The sequence below is a fragment of the Stutzerimonas azotifigens genome, from assembly GCF_013522725.1.
GTDB lineage: Bacteria > Pseudomonadota > Gammaproteobacteria > Pseudomonadales > Pseudomonadaceae > Stutzerimonas > Stutzerimonas azotifigens_A.
In genome coordinates this window covers 1-16,176 of sequence record NZ_JAAMRF010000015.1, presented here as the reverse complement: position 1 = coordinate 16,176, position 16,176 = coordinate 1, and the positions used below count along the sequence as shown (strand labels likewise).

Here is a 16,176-nt window from a genome sequence, read left to right as displayed (position 1 = left end):
GGTCAGGCTTGGCCGAGTGGGCGCAGGCGATATTGCGGCGGCAGTTGCTCGGGACCGCTGACGGTGACGTTGAGGTTCTTCCAGAGGCCGTCCTTGATCCCGTAGATGCAGCCATGCACCTGCAAGGACTGCCCGCGATGCCAGGCATTCTGGACGATGCTGGTGTGGCTGACGTTGGCTACCTGCTGGATCACGTTGAGTTCGCACATCCGGTCCACCTGCTCCTCCTCGGTCGGCAGGCTGGAGATATGCTCACGGTGCTCGTAATACAGGTCGCGGATGGTACGCAGCCAACCGTCGATGAGGCCCAGCTGGCCGTCGCGCATCGAGGCACGAACGCCACCGCAGCCGTAGTGGCCGGTTACCAGGATGTGCTTGACCTTGAGCACGTCGACGGCGAACTGGATGACCGACAAGCAATTCAGGTCGGTATGCAGCACGACGTTGGCGACGTTGCGGTGCACGAACAGATCGCCCGGGAGCAGCCCGACGATCTCGTTGGCCGGCACCCGCGCATCGGAGCAGCCAATCCACAGGTATTCGGGTGTCTGCTGCTTGGCCAGCTTGGCGAAGAATCCGGGATCTTCTTCCTTGATCGCTTCAGCCCAGCGCTTGTTGTTCTCGAACAGCGAATCCAGATCGCTCATCATTTGCCCCTCTGACAGCCGACACGCACCTTACGAATCGATCCCGCCTTTGACAAGCCTGTCGAGAACGGGGTCACACCCCCTTATGACGCGTATGCCTGCGCGCTGAGGTCCTTGGGGCGCGATACGAACGAGCGCAGATCACGCAGGAAGTTATCGCGCCAGGCGTCCAGATCGGCGGCACGGATCGCCCGCATCATGTGCTCGTAGCGGTCCTTGCGTTCCTCGAGCGGCATGCGAAGTGCGCGGTCCAGCGCTTCGGCCATGCCGATGCGGTCGTAGGGGTTGATGATCAGCGCCGAGGTCAGCTCGCGCGCGGCGCCGGCAAAGCGCGACAGCACCAGCACGCCGGGGTCGGCAGGGTTCTGCGCGGCGACGTATTCCTTGGCGACCAGGTTCATCCCATCTCGCAACGGCGTGACGAATCCGATGTTGGCCGCTCGGAACAAGCCCATCAGCACCCGCCGATCATGGCTCTTGTTGAGATAATGCAAGGGCGTCCAGTCGAGGTCCGAAAGGCGGCCGTTCAGGTGCCCGGCCTCGCTTTCCAGCTGCTCGCGGATGCGCTGATAGGTTTTGACGTCCGAACGCGACGTCGGTGCGATCTGGATGAACTCGACGTTACGCCGGTGCTCGGGGAAACGATCGAGAAACTCCTCGTAAGCCAGAAAGCGCTCGAGCAGCCCCTTGGAATAATCCAGCCGGTCGACACTGATGATGGTCTTGCGTGGACCGCCTTCGGTATTGCGGCCCACCGGATGTCGGCGACCTTTATAGGATTCGGCTACCTTGGCGATCTCGTCGGGCACCACGCCGATCGGGTAGACGCCGGCGCGAAAGTTCTGCCCGTAGGCGGTCAGGCTGCCGTCGGATTCGACCAGGCCACGAACCTCGCGCACGATGTAGTCCTGAAACGCCAGCCGGTCGGTTTCAGTCTGGAAGCCGATCAGGTCGTAGTAGCACAACGTCTTGAGCAGTTCGTTGTGCGGCGGGATGGCGGTGAGAATTTCCGGCGCTGGAAACGGGATATGCAGGAAGAAGCCGATGCGGTTGCGAATGCCGAGCATCCGGCAGGCCTCCGCGAACGGGATCAGATGATAGTCGTGGATCCAGATGATGTCGTCAGGCTTGAGCAGCGGCTTGAGCTTTTCGGCCAGCATCACGTTGACGCGGCGATAGCCGTCGTACTCTTCACGACTGTATCGGGCCAGATCGATGCGGTAATGGAAGATCGGCCAGAGCGTCGCGTTGGAAAACCCCCGGTAGTACTGATCGTAATCGCGCTTGTTGAGACCGAGAGTGACGTAATTGATGTTGCCTACCACCTCGCTATGGGTCTGCGGGTTGGCAGAGACCTCACCGCTCCAGCCGAACCAGATCCCGCCAGATTGGCGCAAGGCTTCGTATACGCCTACGGCCAGACCGCCAGCCGCCGGCTTGCCTTCGCGAATGGGCGCGACTCGATTGGAAACCACGACTAAACGGCTCATGACTGTCCTTCACTCTTATTTTTCGTAGAAACGGCACCCGGCGCTTCGGCAGCGCTCAGCAACTCGTTCAACCAGAGGCTGACGGCAGCGACGGAATCGAACCGCTGCCTGGCTAGCGTTTCGCCAGTGCCCACTTTGTATGTATAGCCCCCCAGCTCATCGACCACGGCAAAACCGGCCTCGTCGGTGAGATCGTCGCCAACGAAGACCGGCACACGCCCGTTGAACGGCGCTTCGCGCATCATGTCGCGGATGACTTCGCCCTTGCTCGCACCCTTGGGTTTGAGTTCGAACACGCACTTCCCCGGCTGCAGGCTCAGCACGTCGGCATAGCGCTGGGCAAAATCCTCGGCCAGTTCGCGCACCTGCGGCTCGAGTTCGGGCGCCTGGCGATAGTGCAGGGCAAAGGCGACGCCTTTGTTTTCCAGGCGCAGGCCGGGGTATCTGTCACAGGCCGTAGTCAGCTCCTGCTCGATGCGCTGCAAGGCCTGGGCATCCAGGGCCAGATGATGAAGCGTGCCATCAATGCCGCGACGTTCTGCGCCGTGAACGCCGGCAGCGGGCAGACGCAACGGTGAGAGCAGACGGTCGAGTTCTTCGATACGGCGACCGGAGACGACCGCCACCGGCACACCAAGGGTCTGCAATTGCTCGATCGAGCGCAGAGTCACAGGTGGGATGAACACTTGTTCCGGACGGGGCTGAATTTCGGCCAGCGTTCCGTCGACATCGAAGAAGAAAGCGCAGTGCCGGAGATCCAGCGGGGATGAATCCTGTTGAGTAGTCATGCCTTTCAGACTGCCGATCGGCTCCGGTGGTTCGCCTTTTTTGCACAGCCGGCGACGCTGACGTACTTGTCCGGCTCGCCGTCGCATCGCCTGAATCTTTCGCTGGCTGCTCGGGTCACACCTGCAAGACCACTGTTTCCAGCAGGAGGATTCCATGAACGACAAACCCTACACGCCTACCGAAATCGATGATACCGAAGATCGCATGGGCTCGATGGAGCTGCTTGACTTCGACCAGCGCAAGGACGACCGGGTCGGGCGCATCGGTGATGAAGTACCTGCCCAGGAGGTCGAGAACACCTTTCCGCCCGAGCGTGAGGCCGAAGCCGGGATGACTGTCGGTGAGGTGCCGTCCGGCGAGACGACGATGGATGACCTGTCGCCTGAAACCCAGATCCCCGACGACGGCTCGCGCTCGCCGAACGAGAAAGGCCACGGGCTTCCCACCGACCAGGACCTTTCCGTGGTCAGCGAGCACAGCATTGGCGCCGACACCGGGCTCGATGAGGCCGAAGAAGGACGCCGTCACCCTCTGGACGGCAAGCCCTGGGATGGGCCGGCCGACGGCGACGAGGACACTGGCGTCAGCGAGGGCAACGCGGTACTCAGCAACGACGAGGACGTGCTCTCGGACGAAGAACTCGAAGGCGACGCGCCCCTCGACTCGGGGCGCGACAAGGCACCGGGACGCTGATCAATCCAGCAGCGTGCAGGCCATCACCAGCGCATCTTCGCGCCCGCCGGCGGCCGGGTAATAACCGCGCCGCCGGCCGATCTCGTTGAATCCGTAGCGCTCGTAGAGCCGGTAGGCCGGCAGGTTGCTGGCACGCACCTCGAGAAAGCACTCGCGGGCCTCGCACTCCCGAGCACGCAACATCAGGTGTTCGAGAAGGCGAAGCCCCAGCCCACGCCCCTGGCTTTGCGGCTTGACCGTGATGTTGAGCAGATGCGCTTCGTCGAGGATTACGTTGATCACGCCGTGGCCGACCTGCTGTTGCCCCTCGAACATCACCCAGCATTCGTAGGAGCTGAGGCTGTCGGTAAATATGCCGCGGGTCCAGGGATGGCTGAACGCCGCGAACTCGATCTTCAGTACTTCATCGATATCCGCCTCGGTCATCCGGCGGAAACTTACCGCATCGCTCATGTCTGCTCGTTCCAACGGGCCTTGCTGCGGCGCAACGCCTTCCACAACTCCGCCTTGCGCTCGGGTTCTTCCATCATCTGTTCGAGGCCCGGCATGGCGAACGCGGCGCCGATGCCCTCGACATTCAGCTCACGATTGCAGGCATCCGCCTCGACTTCGCCAGCGAAACGCAGCGCAGGCAGGCCGACCAGCCAAAGGCAGGCACAGCGGGCCTCTTCGAGCTCCACCGCGACCACGCCCTGAACGTAGTCACGTGCGGCCTGGGCGCCCTGGTCGAGGTTGCCGCCGTGCAGCAGCGGCCAGCGGATCGGCTCGCCGTCACCGACCTGGGTGGGGCTGTCTGGCAGCCCGGCTGCACGCAGCAAATCCTTGAGCAGCAGATAGGCCGGGTCGCGGCTGGCAAAGGGCTCGCCAGTGGGCAACTCGACCAGCAAGAGACAACTGCCGGCGCGCAGCAGTTGCAGCGCAAAGCGCGGCGGCGGGGCAACCGGCGCAGGCTCGCTGGTTACCGGTATCGCGTCGTCGACCACTGCGGGCTTCGGCTCCGGCAGCGAGACGCGCGGGCGCGGCATCTCGACCCTTTTCTGAGGCGGTGATGCTGGCTGCGGGTCGACCTCAGGTTCCGGCGTCGACAACGTCAGCTCGGGCTCAGGCTCGGCCTGCAACAAATATGGACGCGAAGGCGCGGCAAATGGCAGCTCCACCCGTGGTAGCCAGCTATCCACCTGCATCGCATCGAGAAAGGCGCGGCGCCGCGCTTCGGCGATCAAACCGCAGCCGCCTGTGGATGTGCCTTGGCGTTGACCTGCATGAGATTGAGCGCATTCAAGTAGGCCTTGACCGAGGCGACGATGATGTCGGTGTCCGCACCGTTGCCATTGACGATGCGCCCGCCCTTCTCCAGCCGTACCGTGACCTCGCCCTGGGAGTCGGTGCCCTCGGTTATGGCATTGACCGAATACAACTGCAGCGTCGCGGACGACGCGGCGATCGACTCTATTGCCTTGAAGGCAGCATCCACCGGCCCCGAACCCTGCGCGATGGCCCTGCGCACCTGACCGGCCACGCCCAGCATCAGCTGCACCCTGGGCACGCTGCCCGTCTTGCTCGTCACCTCAAGGCTGATCAGATTGAAATGCTCGGGCGCATCGTTCCCCAGCGTATCGGAGACCAGCGCCTGCAGGTCCTCGTCGAAGACCTCATGCTTCTTGTCGGCCAGCGCCTTGAACCGCGCGAAGGCAGCATTGAGCTCCGCGTCGCCGGCAAGGGAGATGCCCAACTCATCGAGGCGGGTGCGAAAGGCGTTGCGCCCGGACAACTTGCCCAGTGACAGCCTGTTGGCGTGCCAGCCGACCGACTGCGCGGACATGATTTCGTAGGTTTCGCGGTGCTTGAGTACGCCGTCCTGATGGATACCGGACTCATGGGCGAAGGCGTTGGCGCCGACGATGGCCTTGTTCGGCTGCACCGCAAAGCCGGTGATGCCGGAGACCAGACGCGACGCGCTGAGAATCTGCTCAGTCTTGATGCCGGTGTGCACGCCGAGCAGGTCCTGACGCGTACGGATCGCCATCACGATCTCTTCCAGCGCGGCGTTACCGGCCCGCTCGCCCAACCCGTTTAGAGTGCATTCGACCTGTCGCGCACCCGCGACCACGGCAGCCAGCGAGTTGGCGACGGCAAGCCCGAGGTCGTTGTGACAATGCACCGAGAACACCGCCTTATCGGCGTTGGCGATGCGCGCGAGCAGCTCACCGATCAGGGCGCCGTACTCGTGCGGCACGGCATAGCCGACCGTATCGGGAATGTTGATGGTGCGCGCACCGGCGTCGATCGCCGCCTCGATGATACGGCAAAGGAAGTCTATCTCCGAGCGCCCGGCATCTTCGCAGGAGAACTCGACGTCGCTGCACAGGTTGCGCGCCTTCTTCACCGCCCGCACCGCCTGCTCGACCACCGCATCGGGCTGCATGCGCAGTTTGTACTGCATGTGGATGGGGCTGGTGGCGATGAAAGTGTGTATGCGCCCGGAATTGGCCCCGGCCAGCGCCTCGGCGGCGCGTTCGATATCGGCGTCGACCGCGCGCGACAGACTGCACACGGTGCTGTCCTTGATAGCATCGGCGATCGTCTTGACCGCGGCGAAGTCACCGGGACTCGCAACCGCGAAGCCCGCCTCGATGACATCCACCTTCAGCCGCTCGAGGGCCTTGGCGATGCGCAGCTTCTCTTCACCGGTCATCGACGCGCCGGGGCTCTGCTCGCCGTCGCGCAGGGTGGTATCGAAAATGATGACGCGGTCGTTGTGGCCCATGATGCTCTCCTCTCGCCTGACGCAGATACGCCAGGATCAGCTGCGGCGTGTCGCCGTGATGCCGGTGCAGCAGTGACCCGAATTGTCGCCGGAAACCCGCTGGCGGCGAAAGCCTAGCCAGCGCCGAATGTGCCGATCGGTAATAGGCTTCAGGCGTTGCAGCCCTGGCGGAACAGCCCGATCAAATGGTCGGCAATGGCGGCCCTGAGCGTATCCATCTGCGCCTGTGAGCAGCGGCGCAAGCGCTTGAGGTTCAGCCGATGCAGATGCAGTGACGGCACCCGCGACTCGTATTCGCGCAGGTCGCCCTTGATGAGGACCGGCAGGAACTGCTCATCGCGCACCTGGTAGCGCTGGATCAGCAGACGGAGCCCGTCGAGAAAGGGCATCTCGCGGGACGGGGCGAGGCGATGCTCACCGGGAATCTTCAGAAAAAGGCCAGCGCCTCCGACCGTCTCGCCAGGCATCAATTGGATACCGGTGGGTTCCACCGCGTCGGCAGGAATATCGTGGAAGGTGTCTTGCCAAGCTTGTTCGCTCGGCAGGATGGTGATGCCGCCCTGATTCTCGTCGGGCACTACGAAACTGTAGGTGCCGTAGAGCTTCTCGACATAACTGGAATAGACGCACAGGCGGCTCTCGAAACGCCGCAAAAAGGCGATCGCCTCGTTGCGGTCGGTGATGGCATCGAGATTCCACGCCAGATCGCTCTGATCCTCGAGCTCCTTCCAGCGTGCAGCGGCGTAGGCGGCGGACGTAACGGGCATAAGCGTTCCAGAGTGGCGCTCGTGGCACAACGCAGAAAACGTGCCACGCCTTGCTATGCTGGCGGGCACGGCCGCGGGCTTATGCCGAACAGGATTCGCCGGGAAGATGGCGACAGAAAATGTCACATCCAGTCCGTCTGGCGTCAGCCGATCACCTAAGGCTGAGCCACCGGCCCTTCTGCAGTACAATCGGCGCTTTTGCAAACCGGCCCCTTCGATGATCGAACCCAAGCGCGTCCTGCGCGCCCTAGCCGAACACTGGACGTTGATCGAGCCGCTCTGTGAGCGTTTCGACCAGGGCACCCTGAGTCTGGTTGAACTGCGCCTGCAGCTCGCCGGACAGTTGCCGGAGGGCACGCCTACCGACATCACCGCCCTGCTCGACCAATGGATACGCCTGGACATTCTGGTCCCGGTGGCCAAGAGTCCGAACCGCTTCGAGCTCAACGCCCAGATCCATGATTTCCTGGCCTACCTGCGCCGTGAGCACCGGCTCGGCCTGTGCCTCGAAATAGAAGCCTACCTGCGCCACCTCGAGCGCCTGGCCGGCTACATCCAGGACGCCTTCGAGATTCGCGACGCCCACGACCTGGCCCGCCAGCTGCGGCTGCTGGACATGCGCGTACGCGACGTGTTGAAGAAGCTCGACAACGACGAACAAGCGCTGGTCGGTGTCGCCGATCGGGCCAAGACCAGCGACCGCCAGATTCCGCTGCGCCAGCGTTACGCCGAAGTACTGGCGACCTGGGACGAGTACGTCGAGCCGATGATCCAGCTGGTCGCTGCCGATGGCGCCTTCGAACAGGGCGTGCGACGTGTCGAGCAGGTCCTGCTCAAGCTGCTCGGTGATCAGCAGCGCCTCGGCCAGCTGGTCGACGACGACCTCCTGCTGCGCACCCACGCGCGCATCCTGGAGATGCAGACCACCGCCCAGCTCACCCTGCGCCGAGCCCGCGAATTGCTGCTGCCGCTGCGCGAAGAAGCCCGCCGCCACAACGCGGTGACCCGTGGCGCCGCGCTCGCCTTGTCGGTGATTCGAAAGAAGGGAATCGATGCGGTCCCGCAGGCATCGATGCCGCTGTTCAGCCGCCCGCAGAGTACCTTTCTCGGCAGCGCCGCCCAGGTCGAGGCGTATGTCTATGCCCTGGCTCGCTTCGAACCCAAGCCGGCGCAGTTTCCCAAGGCCACTGCCAGCCGCAGAAGCGGTACGCCGCAGGCGCCGCGAACCGCTCGCGAGATGCTCGACCGCTGCGAGCAGGCGCTGCCCTTGCCGGACCTCATGAACTGGCTACTTGAACAGGAACCCGAAGGCGGCACCGATGAGCTGCTCTACTGGTTCTCGCGCCTGTCGCGTGACGCCCGTTTCCAGCGCGAACGGCTGGAGCGGCGCGAGTACCTGACCCGCGAGCATCGCGTCAGCCTCAGCTCGTTCGCCTTGGTGGCCAACACGAATGGTTGAGCCCTACGCAGGGTGGACAACGCGAAGCTTGTCCGCCTTTGATCGCACCGAACTTTCCGCTGGACGAGGCCTTGCCCTTATCCGCCCAACGATCTTCGAGCAACCTGAATGAACATCGACCTCAAGGAAATGACCCAGCTGGCGCCGATCTTCCGCGAGCTGTTCAAGGGCTATCATCTGTCGCGCAGCGAGCCGGAGTGCTACGCCCAGCTGTCCAACCTGCAGGACCAGTACCGCGCGCTGTTCAAGGCGCTCGGCTTCGAGCTGGTCTGCGATCCGCGCGGCTTCTATTACTTCGTCCCCGAGCAGATGGGCGCCCAGGTGAACAAGACCGCCCAGCGCTTGGCGCTGTTCACTTTCATCCTGGTCGAACACATCGCCGACCAGGGCCGCGACCCGCTGGCCGTGCTCGACGGTGGCACCCTCGGCCGCGACGAGCTGCCGGCCCTGCTCGACAAGTATCGCGACCTGTTCACCCAGGCCGAAGTCAGCACCCAGGAAGAGCTCGAAGAAAAGATCATCCGACGCTTGCTGCAGCTGGGGTTCGCCGAGGACAGCAACGGCGTCTATCGCTTCCTGCCACCGATGCACCGCTTCCTCGACGTCTGCCTGTCCGTCCAGCAGGACCGCGACCTGGCCGCCAGCCTGCACAGCAGCGATCTAACGCTGCCCGCTCCGATGCTGATCGACGAAGGTAGCGAAGAAGACATCATCCTGCTCGATGAAGACGCCGAGCAATCCGAGGAACAGGCCTTGGCGCGCGCCATCGCCGAAGAACAGGAGCTGCAAGCATGAGCGCCGAACGTTATGGCATCCGCCGCTTCGCCCTGCTCAACACCGCCGGATACAGCCTCGGCATCTTTCCGCTGGAAACACCCCTGTCGGTCTACGGCGCCAACAACCTCGGCAAGAGCGCCTCGATCAACGCATTGCAGTTCCCCATCCTGGCGCGCATGTCCGACATGAGTTTCGGCAAGTACAGCCTGGAACAGTCACGACGCTTCTACTTCGCCACCGACACCAGCTACATCCTGGTCGAGGTCATGCTGCCCCATGGCCCCCATGTGATCGGCGTCGCAGGGCGCGGCCCCGGTGGCGGTTTCGGCCACCAGTTCTTCGCCTATGCCGGCTCTCTGGACCTGACGCACTATCAGGACAACGGGACCTGCCTGCGTCAGCGCGAGCTGTTCAAGAATCTCGGCCAGGCCGGCATCACCGCCTATGAACTCAAGCCCGACGAACTGCGCCGCTTGCTCGTCGGCGGCCATACCTCGATTCCGTTGGACCTGACCCTGATCCCGTTGCGTTCGACCAGCGAGCAGAGCCTCAAGACCTTCCGCGCGCTGTTCATCAACCTGCTGCACATGCGCGAGATCACCGCGGCCAAGCTCAAACAGCTGTTTCTCGACGCCTTCGAGCACAGCCTGCGCTCAGGCAGCGTCGATTACATCGCCGCCACCGAAGAGGCCTTCCGCGACGTGCGCCGCATGGAAGGCGACTACCAGGCCCTGGTGACCGCCGGCCCGCTGATCGAAGCCCTGGCCGCAGGCGTCGCCCAGCGTGAAGTCCTGCGCGGCAAGCTGCACCGCCTATCCCCGCTGCTCGACTCGCTGCTTGGCACCTGGCAGGACTACGCCGATGCGCGCCGCGAGGAGCTGGTCATCCAGGCAGAGCACTATCGGCGCGAACAAGACGGCCTGCAAAGCGAACAGCGCGGCGGCACCGCAGAGCTGATGCGCCTGGAGCGCGAAATCAGCGACACCCAGCGCTGGCTAGGTGAGCTGGCCGTGTTGAAGAACCGCTTCGCCCTGGTCGACGACGTCAAGGTGCTCGAAGCCGGCCTGCTCGCAGCCAAGGACGCCCACGACGAACTCGCCGGCGCCCTGGCACAGTCGCGCCAGTTCACCAGCGAAGACCTTGGCGAGCGGGTGCGCGATCTGGAGCAGCGCCTTAAGTCGGTCCGCCAGCAGCTCGATCACGCCGACAACAACAGCTATTCACGCCTGCGCGAAGAGTTTTCCCAGGCGGACGTCGATCGTCTCATGCGCCTGTTCAACGGCCAGCTATTCAGCCTGCCGCTCGGCGCTAACGGTATCGCGCTGGACGACGACGAGCGCTGGGTAAAGTCTCTCGAAGCCATTCTCGACGGCTTCAAGGGCGAGCGTTTCGAGGTGCCAGGTCTTTCCATCGACCTGTCCCACATCGAGCCGCCTGCGTTGCAGGCGCTGGCCGACCGTGCCGCTTTGCGCGACCAGCGCGACCGCCTGGAGCGCGAACTCAAGCAACTTCGGGCGCAACAGGCCGTCGTCGGCGACCGTGCGGCGAGCAAGGCGCAGGCCGAGCAGCTCTACCAGACGGTATTGGATGCCCAGAAGGCCTTGGAAGATTATCGCCGCAGTCAGACGCTGGCGGCCGAGGAGTCGCAGAAGCTCGAGCAGCTAGCGCAGGCGGAGGCCGCGCAGGACGAATACAAGCGCGCCAGCGAGGCCTTCACCGAGCGCGTCCAGCAGCTGTCAGCCAAACTCCAGCTGGTCGGCCGTCAGCTGGCCGACCTCGAAGCCAAGCAGCGCACCCTCGAGGATGCGCTGCGTCGTCGCCAGCTGCTGCCGGCGAACCTGCCGTTCGGCACACCGTTCATGGAGCCGGTCGACGACTCGCTGGACAATCTTCTGCCGCTGCTCAATGACTACCAGGACAGCTGGCAGGCCCTGCAGCGCGTCGACGGGCAGATCGAGGCGCTCTATGCCCAGGTTCGCCTCAAGGGCGTCGCCAAGTTCGACAGCGAGGATGACCCCGAGCGGCGTCTGCAACTGTTAGTGAACGCCTACGCCCACCGTCAGGACGAAGCCCTGACCCTGGCCAAGGCGCGCCGCGCCGCCGTCACCGACATCGCCCGCACGCTGCGCAACATTCGCAGCGACTACGATAACCTGGAACACCAGCTGGCGCTGTTCAACCGCGAGATCAACAAGCGTCAGGTCTCCAACCTCGCCAGCTTCCGCATCGTGCTCGCGCCGAACAAGGAGGCGCTCAAGCACATCGACCAGATCATCCACAGCGCCGGGCAATACGAAGAAGGCGAAACCCTTTCGGTGTTCGACCTGCAGCAGAGCAGCGAGCAGGACAACCGTAACGAGGAAGCCAAGGAATACCTGGCCCGTCTGGTGGCGGCGAACAACAACCAGCTGGGGCTCAAGGACCTGTTCGAGCTGGCGTTCGAAATCACCAAGGTGGGCGGTCAGCCGGTGATTCACACCGACATCGACGGCGCGGCGAGCAACGGCACCACGATGACAATCAAGGCGCTGACCAACATGTACCTGCTGCTGCACCTGATGGACCGCGACCAGGCCGGGCGTATCCGCCTGCCCTATTACCTGGATGAGGCCGCGGACATCGATGAGCGAAACCAGCAGGCATTGATCGAAACCAGCCAGCAGCTGGGTTTCGTGCCGATTCTGGCATCGGTAAAACCGCAGGTGTCGGCCCAGGTAGCTATCGACCTGGAAGCGGGCAGCGGCCCCAACGGCATCTACATCGACGAGGCCGACTGGAAATATATCGCCCGTCGAGAGTCGGAGACCGCGACGACAACACCGTCAGAGGCCGAAACTCAAACCGCCTGAAGAGATAAGCTCGGCGGCAGAACATGGCCTGCTGGGGCAGGTCATGCTGGATGGTGGGACGCGCTCATATCACGCCATGTCCGGCGCTCGCTAAACCGCCCAAACGACGAAGGAGCGATGGGCTGGCAGGTTGCCAACCCATCGCTCCTTCGCTTCATGGCTTGAGCGGTATTTTCGGCGACCAGCTCAGCCACTCGTCGCGCACGCCCTTGAACAGCACAAACGTCTGCCCCGGCAGTGCAGCGTTGCCCATCTGATCGCCTTCGGGCGTCGCAAAGGCGATACCGCCTTCGATCATCGACTCGAGCGAGTCCGTGCGGAACTGGGCGCCCTTGAGCAGACTGATGTCGACGCCGAACCCACTGGTTTCCCAAAAGCGGCTGCCGGTATGCACTAACGGCGCATAGCGCGGCTCGATCAGCAGCCTGATCAGCACGCGGTCACCATTGGGACCTAGCTGGTAATCCAGCACTCGCCCCACCGGTACTTCGCGATAGGTAACCGAATTCCCCGCCTTGATCGACCCGAGACGATCGGCACTGAGCGTCAGTTGCAGCCCCTCGAGCGCCGGTTCCAGCGGAGCCTTGTCCAGGGCGACGAAGTCGTGCTGGCGCGAAGCGCCCCGCTTGCCCGGTTGCAGTTCCAGATAGGGCCCGGTCACCAGCGTCTCCAGGTTGGCGGTACGCATCAGGCCCAGCTCCGGGCGCACCACCCAGAACATCGAGCCGGCGCGCGTGGTCGGCTCGATTGCGGTGGTGATCCGGGCATTGAGCATCACAGCGCTCAGGTCTTCGGTCAGCTCTACCGTCTCGACCCGCCCAACTTCGATGCCCTTGTAGCGAATGGATGTGCCGGACGACAGGCCATCTCCCCGCTCGACCCGGATACGAATTTCCTCACCGAGCTGCATCGCTGCCTCACGATTCTTGTGCAGGCTGTAGCGTTGCACACGTTTTCCCACTGGCGCCTTGGGGTCCGGCGTCTCAAAGGCGATACCCCCGGCCAGAAGGCTTTGCAGCGACTCGCTGCGCACTTCGATGCCCGACAAGCCCCCGGTCAGGGAGATCCCGCTGGCATTCCAGAAACGCGTCGAGTTATTGACCAGGTTCTCGTACGCCGGCTCGATATGCACCCCGACGATGACTTGCTGCAAGTCCCGGGAGAACTGATAGCTCTGCACCGACCCGACCCGAACCTGGCGGTAGAGCACAGGACTACCCACATCCAGCGAACCCAGCTGATCGGTCGCCAGCACGAGGTGCCGGCCCGGCGCGCGTATATCCAGCGGTGGCGCCTTTGTCCTCGCCTGGAATTCGCGCCGCGGTGGAGCGCCCTTCTCGCCCGGCCGAATCTCGATGTAGTTGCCCTTCACCAGCGCCTCGAGGCCGTTGATCCCGGCCAGCGAGATCGAGGGCTTCACCGTCCAGAAGTCGGTGCCCTCGACCAGCGAGTCCTCCATCAACGGGTCCATGGTCAGCTCCGCGGTTGCCTGGGTGAGGTCGCTGTCGACACTCAGCACCTTGAGCGTGCCTACTTGCATGCCCTTGTACATTACCGGCGTACGCCCGGCCTGCAGCCCTTCGAAATCAGCCAGGCGCACCGCGACCTTGATGCCGGTCTGGGCCGCATCGAAATCGTCATACAGGCGAAACGGAAGGCTCGGGTCGGTGGGCGGGCTGTCCTTGCGGTACTCCGGCGTAGCGAAGGCGATGCCACCGGCAACGATGCTGGCCAGGGAATCGGCGTGAACCTTCACGCCGGAAAGGTTCGCATCGACCGTAATTCCGCTGGCGTTCCAAAAGCGCGTGTGCTTGCGGACCAGCGCTGCGTAGGCCGGCTCGATGTAGACCTTGATCTCCACCGTATGCTGATCGTCAGCGAGCACATAGTTCTTCACCTGGCCAACCTGGATCTGCTTGTAGAACACCGGGCTACCGCGGTTGATCGAGCCCAGTCGTTCGGCCTTGAGGGTCAGATGCAGCCCCGGCCGGGCGTCAGACATTGGTGGCTCTTCGGAGAGTGCGGTAAAGCTGCGCGCTTCATCACCGCCGCCCGGTGCGACACCGATGTAATTGCCCGAGACCAAGGTTTCAAGGCCGGTGATGCCGGCGAGCGTCACGCTGGGTCTGACCAGCCAGAAACGGGTGTCCTGCCGCAGATAGTCCTCGGCATCCTTGTCGATTTCGAGGGTCGCGATGACACCTTCCCTCGCTTCGCTACTATCGAGCGTCAACGAGCGCACGGCACCAATGGACATGCCCTTGTAGACGACCTGGGTCTTGCCAACCTCGATGCCTTCTCCACTGTCGAAGATCACCTCGATCAAAATGCCGCGCTGGCTGTACGCCTGCCAGGCGAGCCAGCCGCCAATCAGAAGGGCGATCAAGGGCAGAATCCAGATGGCTGACCAATTGGATGCCGGACGGGTTCGGGCGACTGGAAGGTCAGTCATGGTGCTCTGGAGTCTCCGTGTTGTCCCAGATAAGGCGCGGATCGAACGTCAGCGCAGCGAGCATGGTCAGGATCACCACGCTGGCGAAGGCCACTGCACCGAAACCGGCTTCCACACTGGCCAAACTGCCAAAATTCACCACCGCGACCAGAATCGCGATGACGAAGATGTCGAGCATGGACCAGCGGCCAATCCACTCAATGAAGCGAAACATGAATATCCGCTGTCGCGGCGAAAGTTGCTGATGACGCTGCACTGAAACGAGCAACAGGCCGATGCCGACCAGCTTGAAGGTCGGCACGACAATGCTCGCCACGAACACGACGGCCGCAATGGGCAACATGCCGTGCTGAACGAGGGTAATCACGCCGGACATGATTGTGTCAGGGGTCCCCTGCCCCAGCGAACGCACGGTCATGATGGGAAGCAGGTTGGCCGGTAGATAGAGCAACGCCGCCGTAATCAGCAACGCCCACGTTCGACCAAGGCTGTTTGGGCGACGCGGATGAATGCGTGCGCCGCAGCGCAGACAGCTCTGGTTGTCGGTTTCGGTTTGCCGGTTCAGCTGATGGCATTCATGGCAAAGCAGCAGGCCGGCATCAATGGCGCGCATCGTCACGCACCGACAAGGCTTCCCATATCTGATGGGGAGACATGATGATTTCCAGGAAAATCTGCACCAACAGCAACCCCACGAAGCAGGCCAGACCGACGCCCAAGCTCAGGTCGGCCATGTCGTTCAATTTGATGATCGAGACCAGAATCCCGAGTAGATAGACTTCGAGCATCCCCCATTCACGCAGATGGTGGTAAGCGCGGTAGAGAAACAGCCCACCACGGCGTCCCCGTCCGGACACGATACTCAGTAGCACGGCCAGCTGGCAGAGCAGCTTCATCAGCGGAACAGCCATGCTGCATAGGAACACCACCACCGCGATGCCCTCCATGCCGCTCCGATAAAGGCCGAGCACACCGCTCCATAAGGTCTCGTGGGCGGTACGTCCCATCACGTTCAGGTACATGATCGGAAGGAAATTGGCCGGAACATAAAGCAGCAAGGCGGTAATCACCAAGGCCAGGCTGCGACCGATGAAGCGGTCGCGCTCGGTGCGCAGACCGTAGCCACAGCGCGGGCATTCAGCCTGCTCGCCAACCCTGAGCTCGGCCTTGAGCATCAGCAGATCGCATTCGGGGCACGCCGCCAGCCGCTCCAATGGCTGATCGATCAACGAAACGCTATCGACTGAATCCTTTGGCATTCCTGAACCGGCCTCGCGGGCAAAAGCGCCATTCTAAGGCATAGCATTCGGCGCGTCGCAGGTAGCAGGATTTTTACGAACTCCCTTCCACTCAGCGCATAAAGACAAACCCCCAACCCGATTGCTCGGATTGGGGGTTTGGGATAGAAGCTTGACGATGACCTACTCTCACATGGGGAAACCCCACACTACCATCGGCGATGCGTCGTTTCACTACTGAGTTCGGG

Annotated in this window: 14 protein-coding genes and 1 rRNA gene; 4 read left to right on the top strand and 11 right to left on the bottom strand. The window is 63.1% G+C overall.

The genetic code is table 11. The features are described from left to right. Positions 1–2: 2 nt before the first annotated feature. The 3 genes from can to otsB form a co-directional block, all read right to left on the bottom strand. Positions 3–647: a carbonate dehydratase gene (gene can, locus G7026_RS21800; protein ID WP_181073163.1), complete on the bottom strand. Its 645-nt coding sequence runs from the start codon at positions 645–647 to the stop codon at positions 3–5. Between the two features lie 83 nt (positions 648–730). Beyond that, positions 731–2,137 (bottom strand): alpha,alpha-trehalose-phosphate synthase (UDP-forming), encoded by a 1,407-nt coding sequence (gene otsA, locus G7026_RS21795; RefSeq protein WP_181073162.1) that lies wholly within the window; start codon positions 2,135–2,137, stop codon positions 731–733. Further along, positions 2,134–2,925, bottom strand: coding sequence for a trehalose-phosphatase (gene otsB, locus G7026_RS21790; protein WP_181073161.1), 792 nt, complete (start codon positions 2,923–2,925; stop codon positions 2,134–2,136). The genes otsA and otsB overlap by 4 nt, the downstream gene beginning before the upstream one ends. A gap of 154 nt (positions 2,926–3,079) precedes the next feature. Between otsB and G7026_RS21785 the strand changes: the two genes are divergently transcribed. Beyond that, positions 3,080–3,619 (top strand): hypothetical protein, encoded by a 540-nt coding sequence (locus G7026_RS21785; protein WP_181073160.1) that lies wholly within the window; start codon positions 3,080–3,082, stop codon positions 3,617–3,619. On the opposite strand, the gene rimI is transcribed toward G7026_RS21785, so the two are convergent. The 4 genes from rimI to G7026_RS21765 all read right to left on the bottom strand — a co-directional run bounded on the left by rimI (position 3,620) and on the right by G7026_RS21765 (position 7,153). Next, positions 3,620–4,072 carry a ribosomal protein S18-alanine N-acetyltransferase gene (gene rimI, locus G7026_RS21780; RefSeq protein WP_181073159.1) on the bottom strand — a complete coding sequence of 151 codons (453 nt, stop codon included), beginning with the start codon at positions 4,070–4,072 and terminating at the stop codon, positions 3,620–3,622. It abuts the gene before it with no gap. Further along, positions 4,069–4,842, bottom strand: coding sequence for an energy transducer TonB (locus G7026_RS21775; protein ID WP_181073158.1), 774 nt, complete (start codon positions 4,840–4,842; stop codon positions 4,069–4,071). The genes rimI and G7026_RS21775 overlap by 4 nt, the downstream gene beginning before the upstream one ends. Then, the gene (locus G7026_RS21770; protein ID WP_181073157.1) at positions 4,839–6,386 is read right to left on the bottom strand and encodes a 2-isopropylmalate synthase; all 1,548 of its coding nucleotides are present in this window, start codon (positions 6,384–6,386) and stop codon (positions 4,839–4,841) included. Before G7026_RS21770 ends, G7026_RS21775 begins: the two co-directional genes overlap by 4 nt. 149 nt (positions 6,387–6,535) lie before the next feature. Next, positions 6,536–7,153: a hypothetical protein gene (locus tag G7026_RS21765; RefSeq protein WP_181073156.1), complete on the bottom strand. Its 618-nt coding sequence runs from the start codon at positions 7,151–7,153 to the stop codon at positions 6,536–6,538. 217 nt (positions 7,154–7,370) lie between these two features. On the opposite strand from G7026_RS21765, the gene mksB reads away from it, so the two are divergent. From mksB to mksF, 3 genes are all read left to right on the top strand, one after another. Continuing rightward, positions 7,371–8,612 carry an Mks condensin complex protein MksB gene (gene mksB / locus G7026_RS21760; RefSeq protein WP_181073155.1) on the top strand — a complete coding sequence of 414 codons (1,242 nt, stop codon included), beginning with the start codon at positions 7,371–7,373 and terminating at the stop codon, positions 8,610–8,612. 108 nt (positions 8,613–8,720) lie between these two features. Further along, entirely contained in the window at positions 8,721–9,407 is a 687-nt protein-coding gene (gene mksE / locus G7026_RS21755; RefSeq protein WP_181073154.1) for an Mks condensin complex protein MksE, read from the top strand. After that, positions 9,404–12,238, top strand: a complete 2,835-nt coding sequence (gene mksF / locus G7026_RS21750; RefSeq protein ID WP_181073153.1) for an Mks condensin complex protein MksF — start codon at positions 9,404–9,406, stop codon at positions 12,236–12,238. The genes mksE and mksF overlap by 4 nt, the downstream gene beginning before the upstream one ends. 154 nt (positions 12,239–12,392) lie before the next feature. On the opposite strand, the gene G7026_RS21745 is transcribed toward mksF, so the two are convergent. The 4 genes from G7026_RS21745 to rrf form a co-directional block, all read right to left on the bottom strand. Next, entirely contained in the window at positions 12,393–14,690 is a 2,298-nt protein-coding gene (locus G7026_RS21745; RefSeq protein ID WP_181073152.1) for a PqiB family protein, read from the bottom strand. Beyond that, positions 14,683–15,303: a paraquat-inducible protein A gene (locus tag G7026_RS21740; RefSeq protein WP_181073151.1), complete on the bottom strand. Its 621-nt coding sequence runs from the start codon at positions 15,301–15,303 to the stop codon at positions 14,683–14,685. The genes G7026_RS21745 and G7026_RS21740 overlap by 8 nt, the downstream gene beginning before the upstream one ends. After that, positions 15,290–15,949, bottom strand: a complete 660-nt coding sequence (locus G7026_RS21735) for a paraquat-inducible protein A (RefSeq protein ID WP_181073150.1) — start codon at positions 15,947–15,949, stop codon at positions 15,290–15,292. The genes G7026_RS21740 and G7026_RS21735 overlap by 14 nt, the downstream gene beginning before the upstream one ends. A gap of 149 nt (positions 15,950–16,098) precedes the next feature. Continuing rightward, positions 16,099–16,176: ribosomal RNA gene (rrf, locus tag G7026_RS22845) — 5S ribosomal RNA — on the bottom strand; the annotation flags it as partial.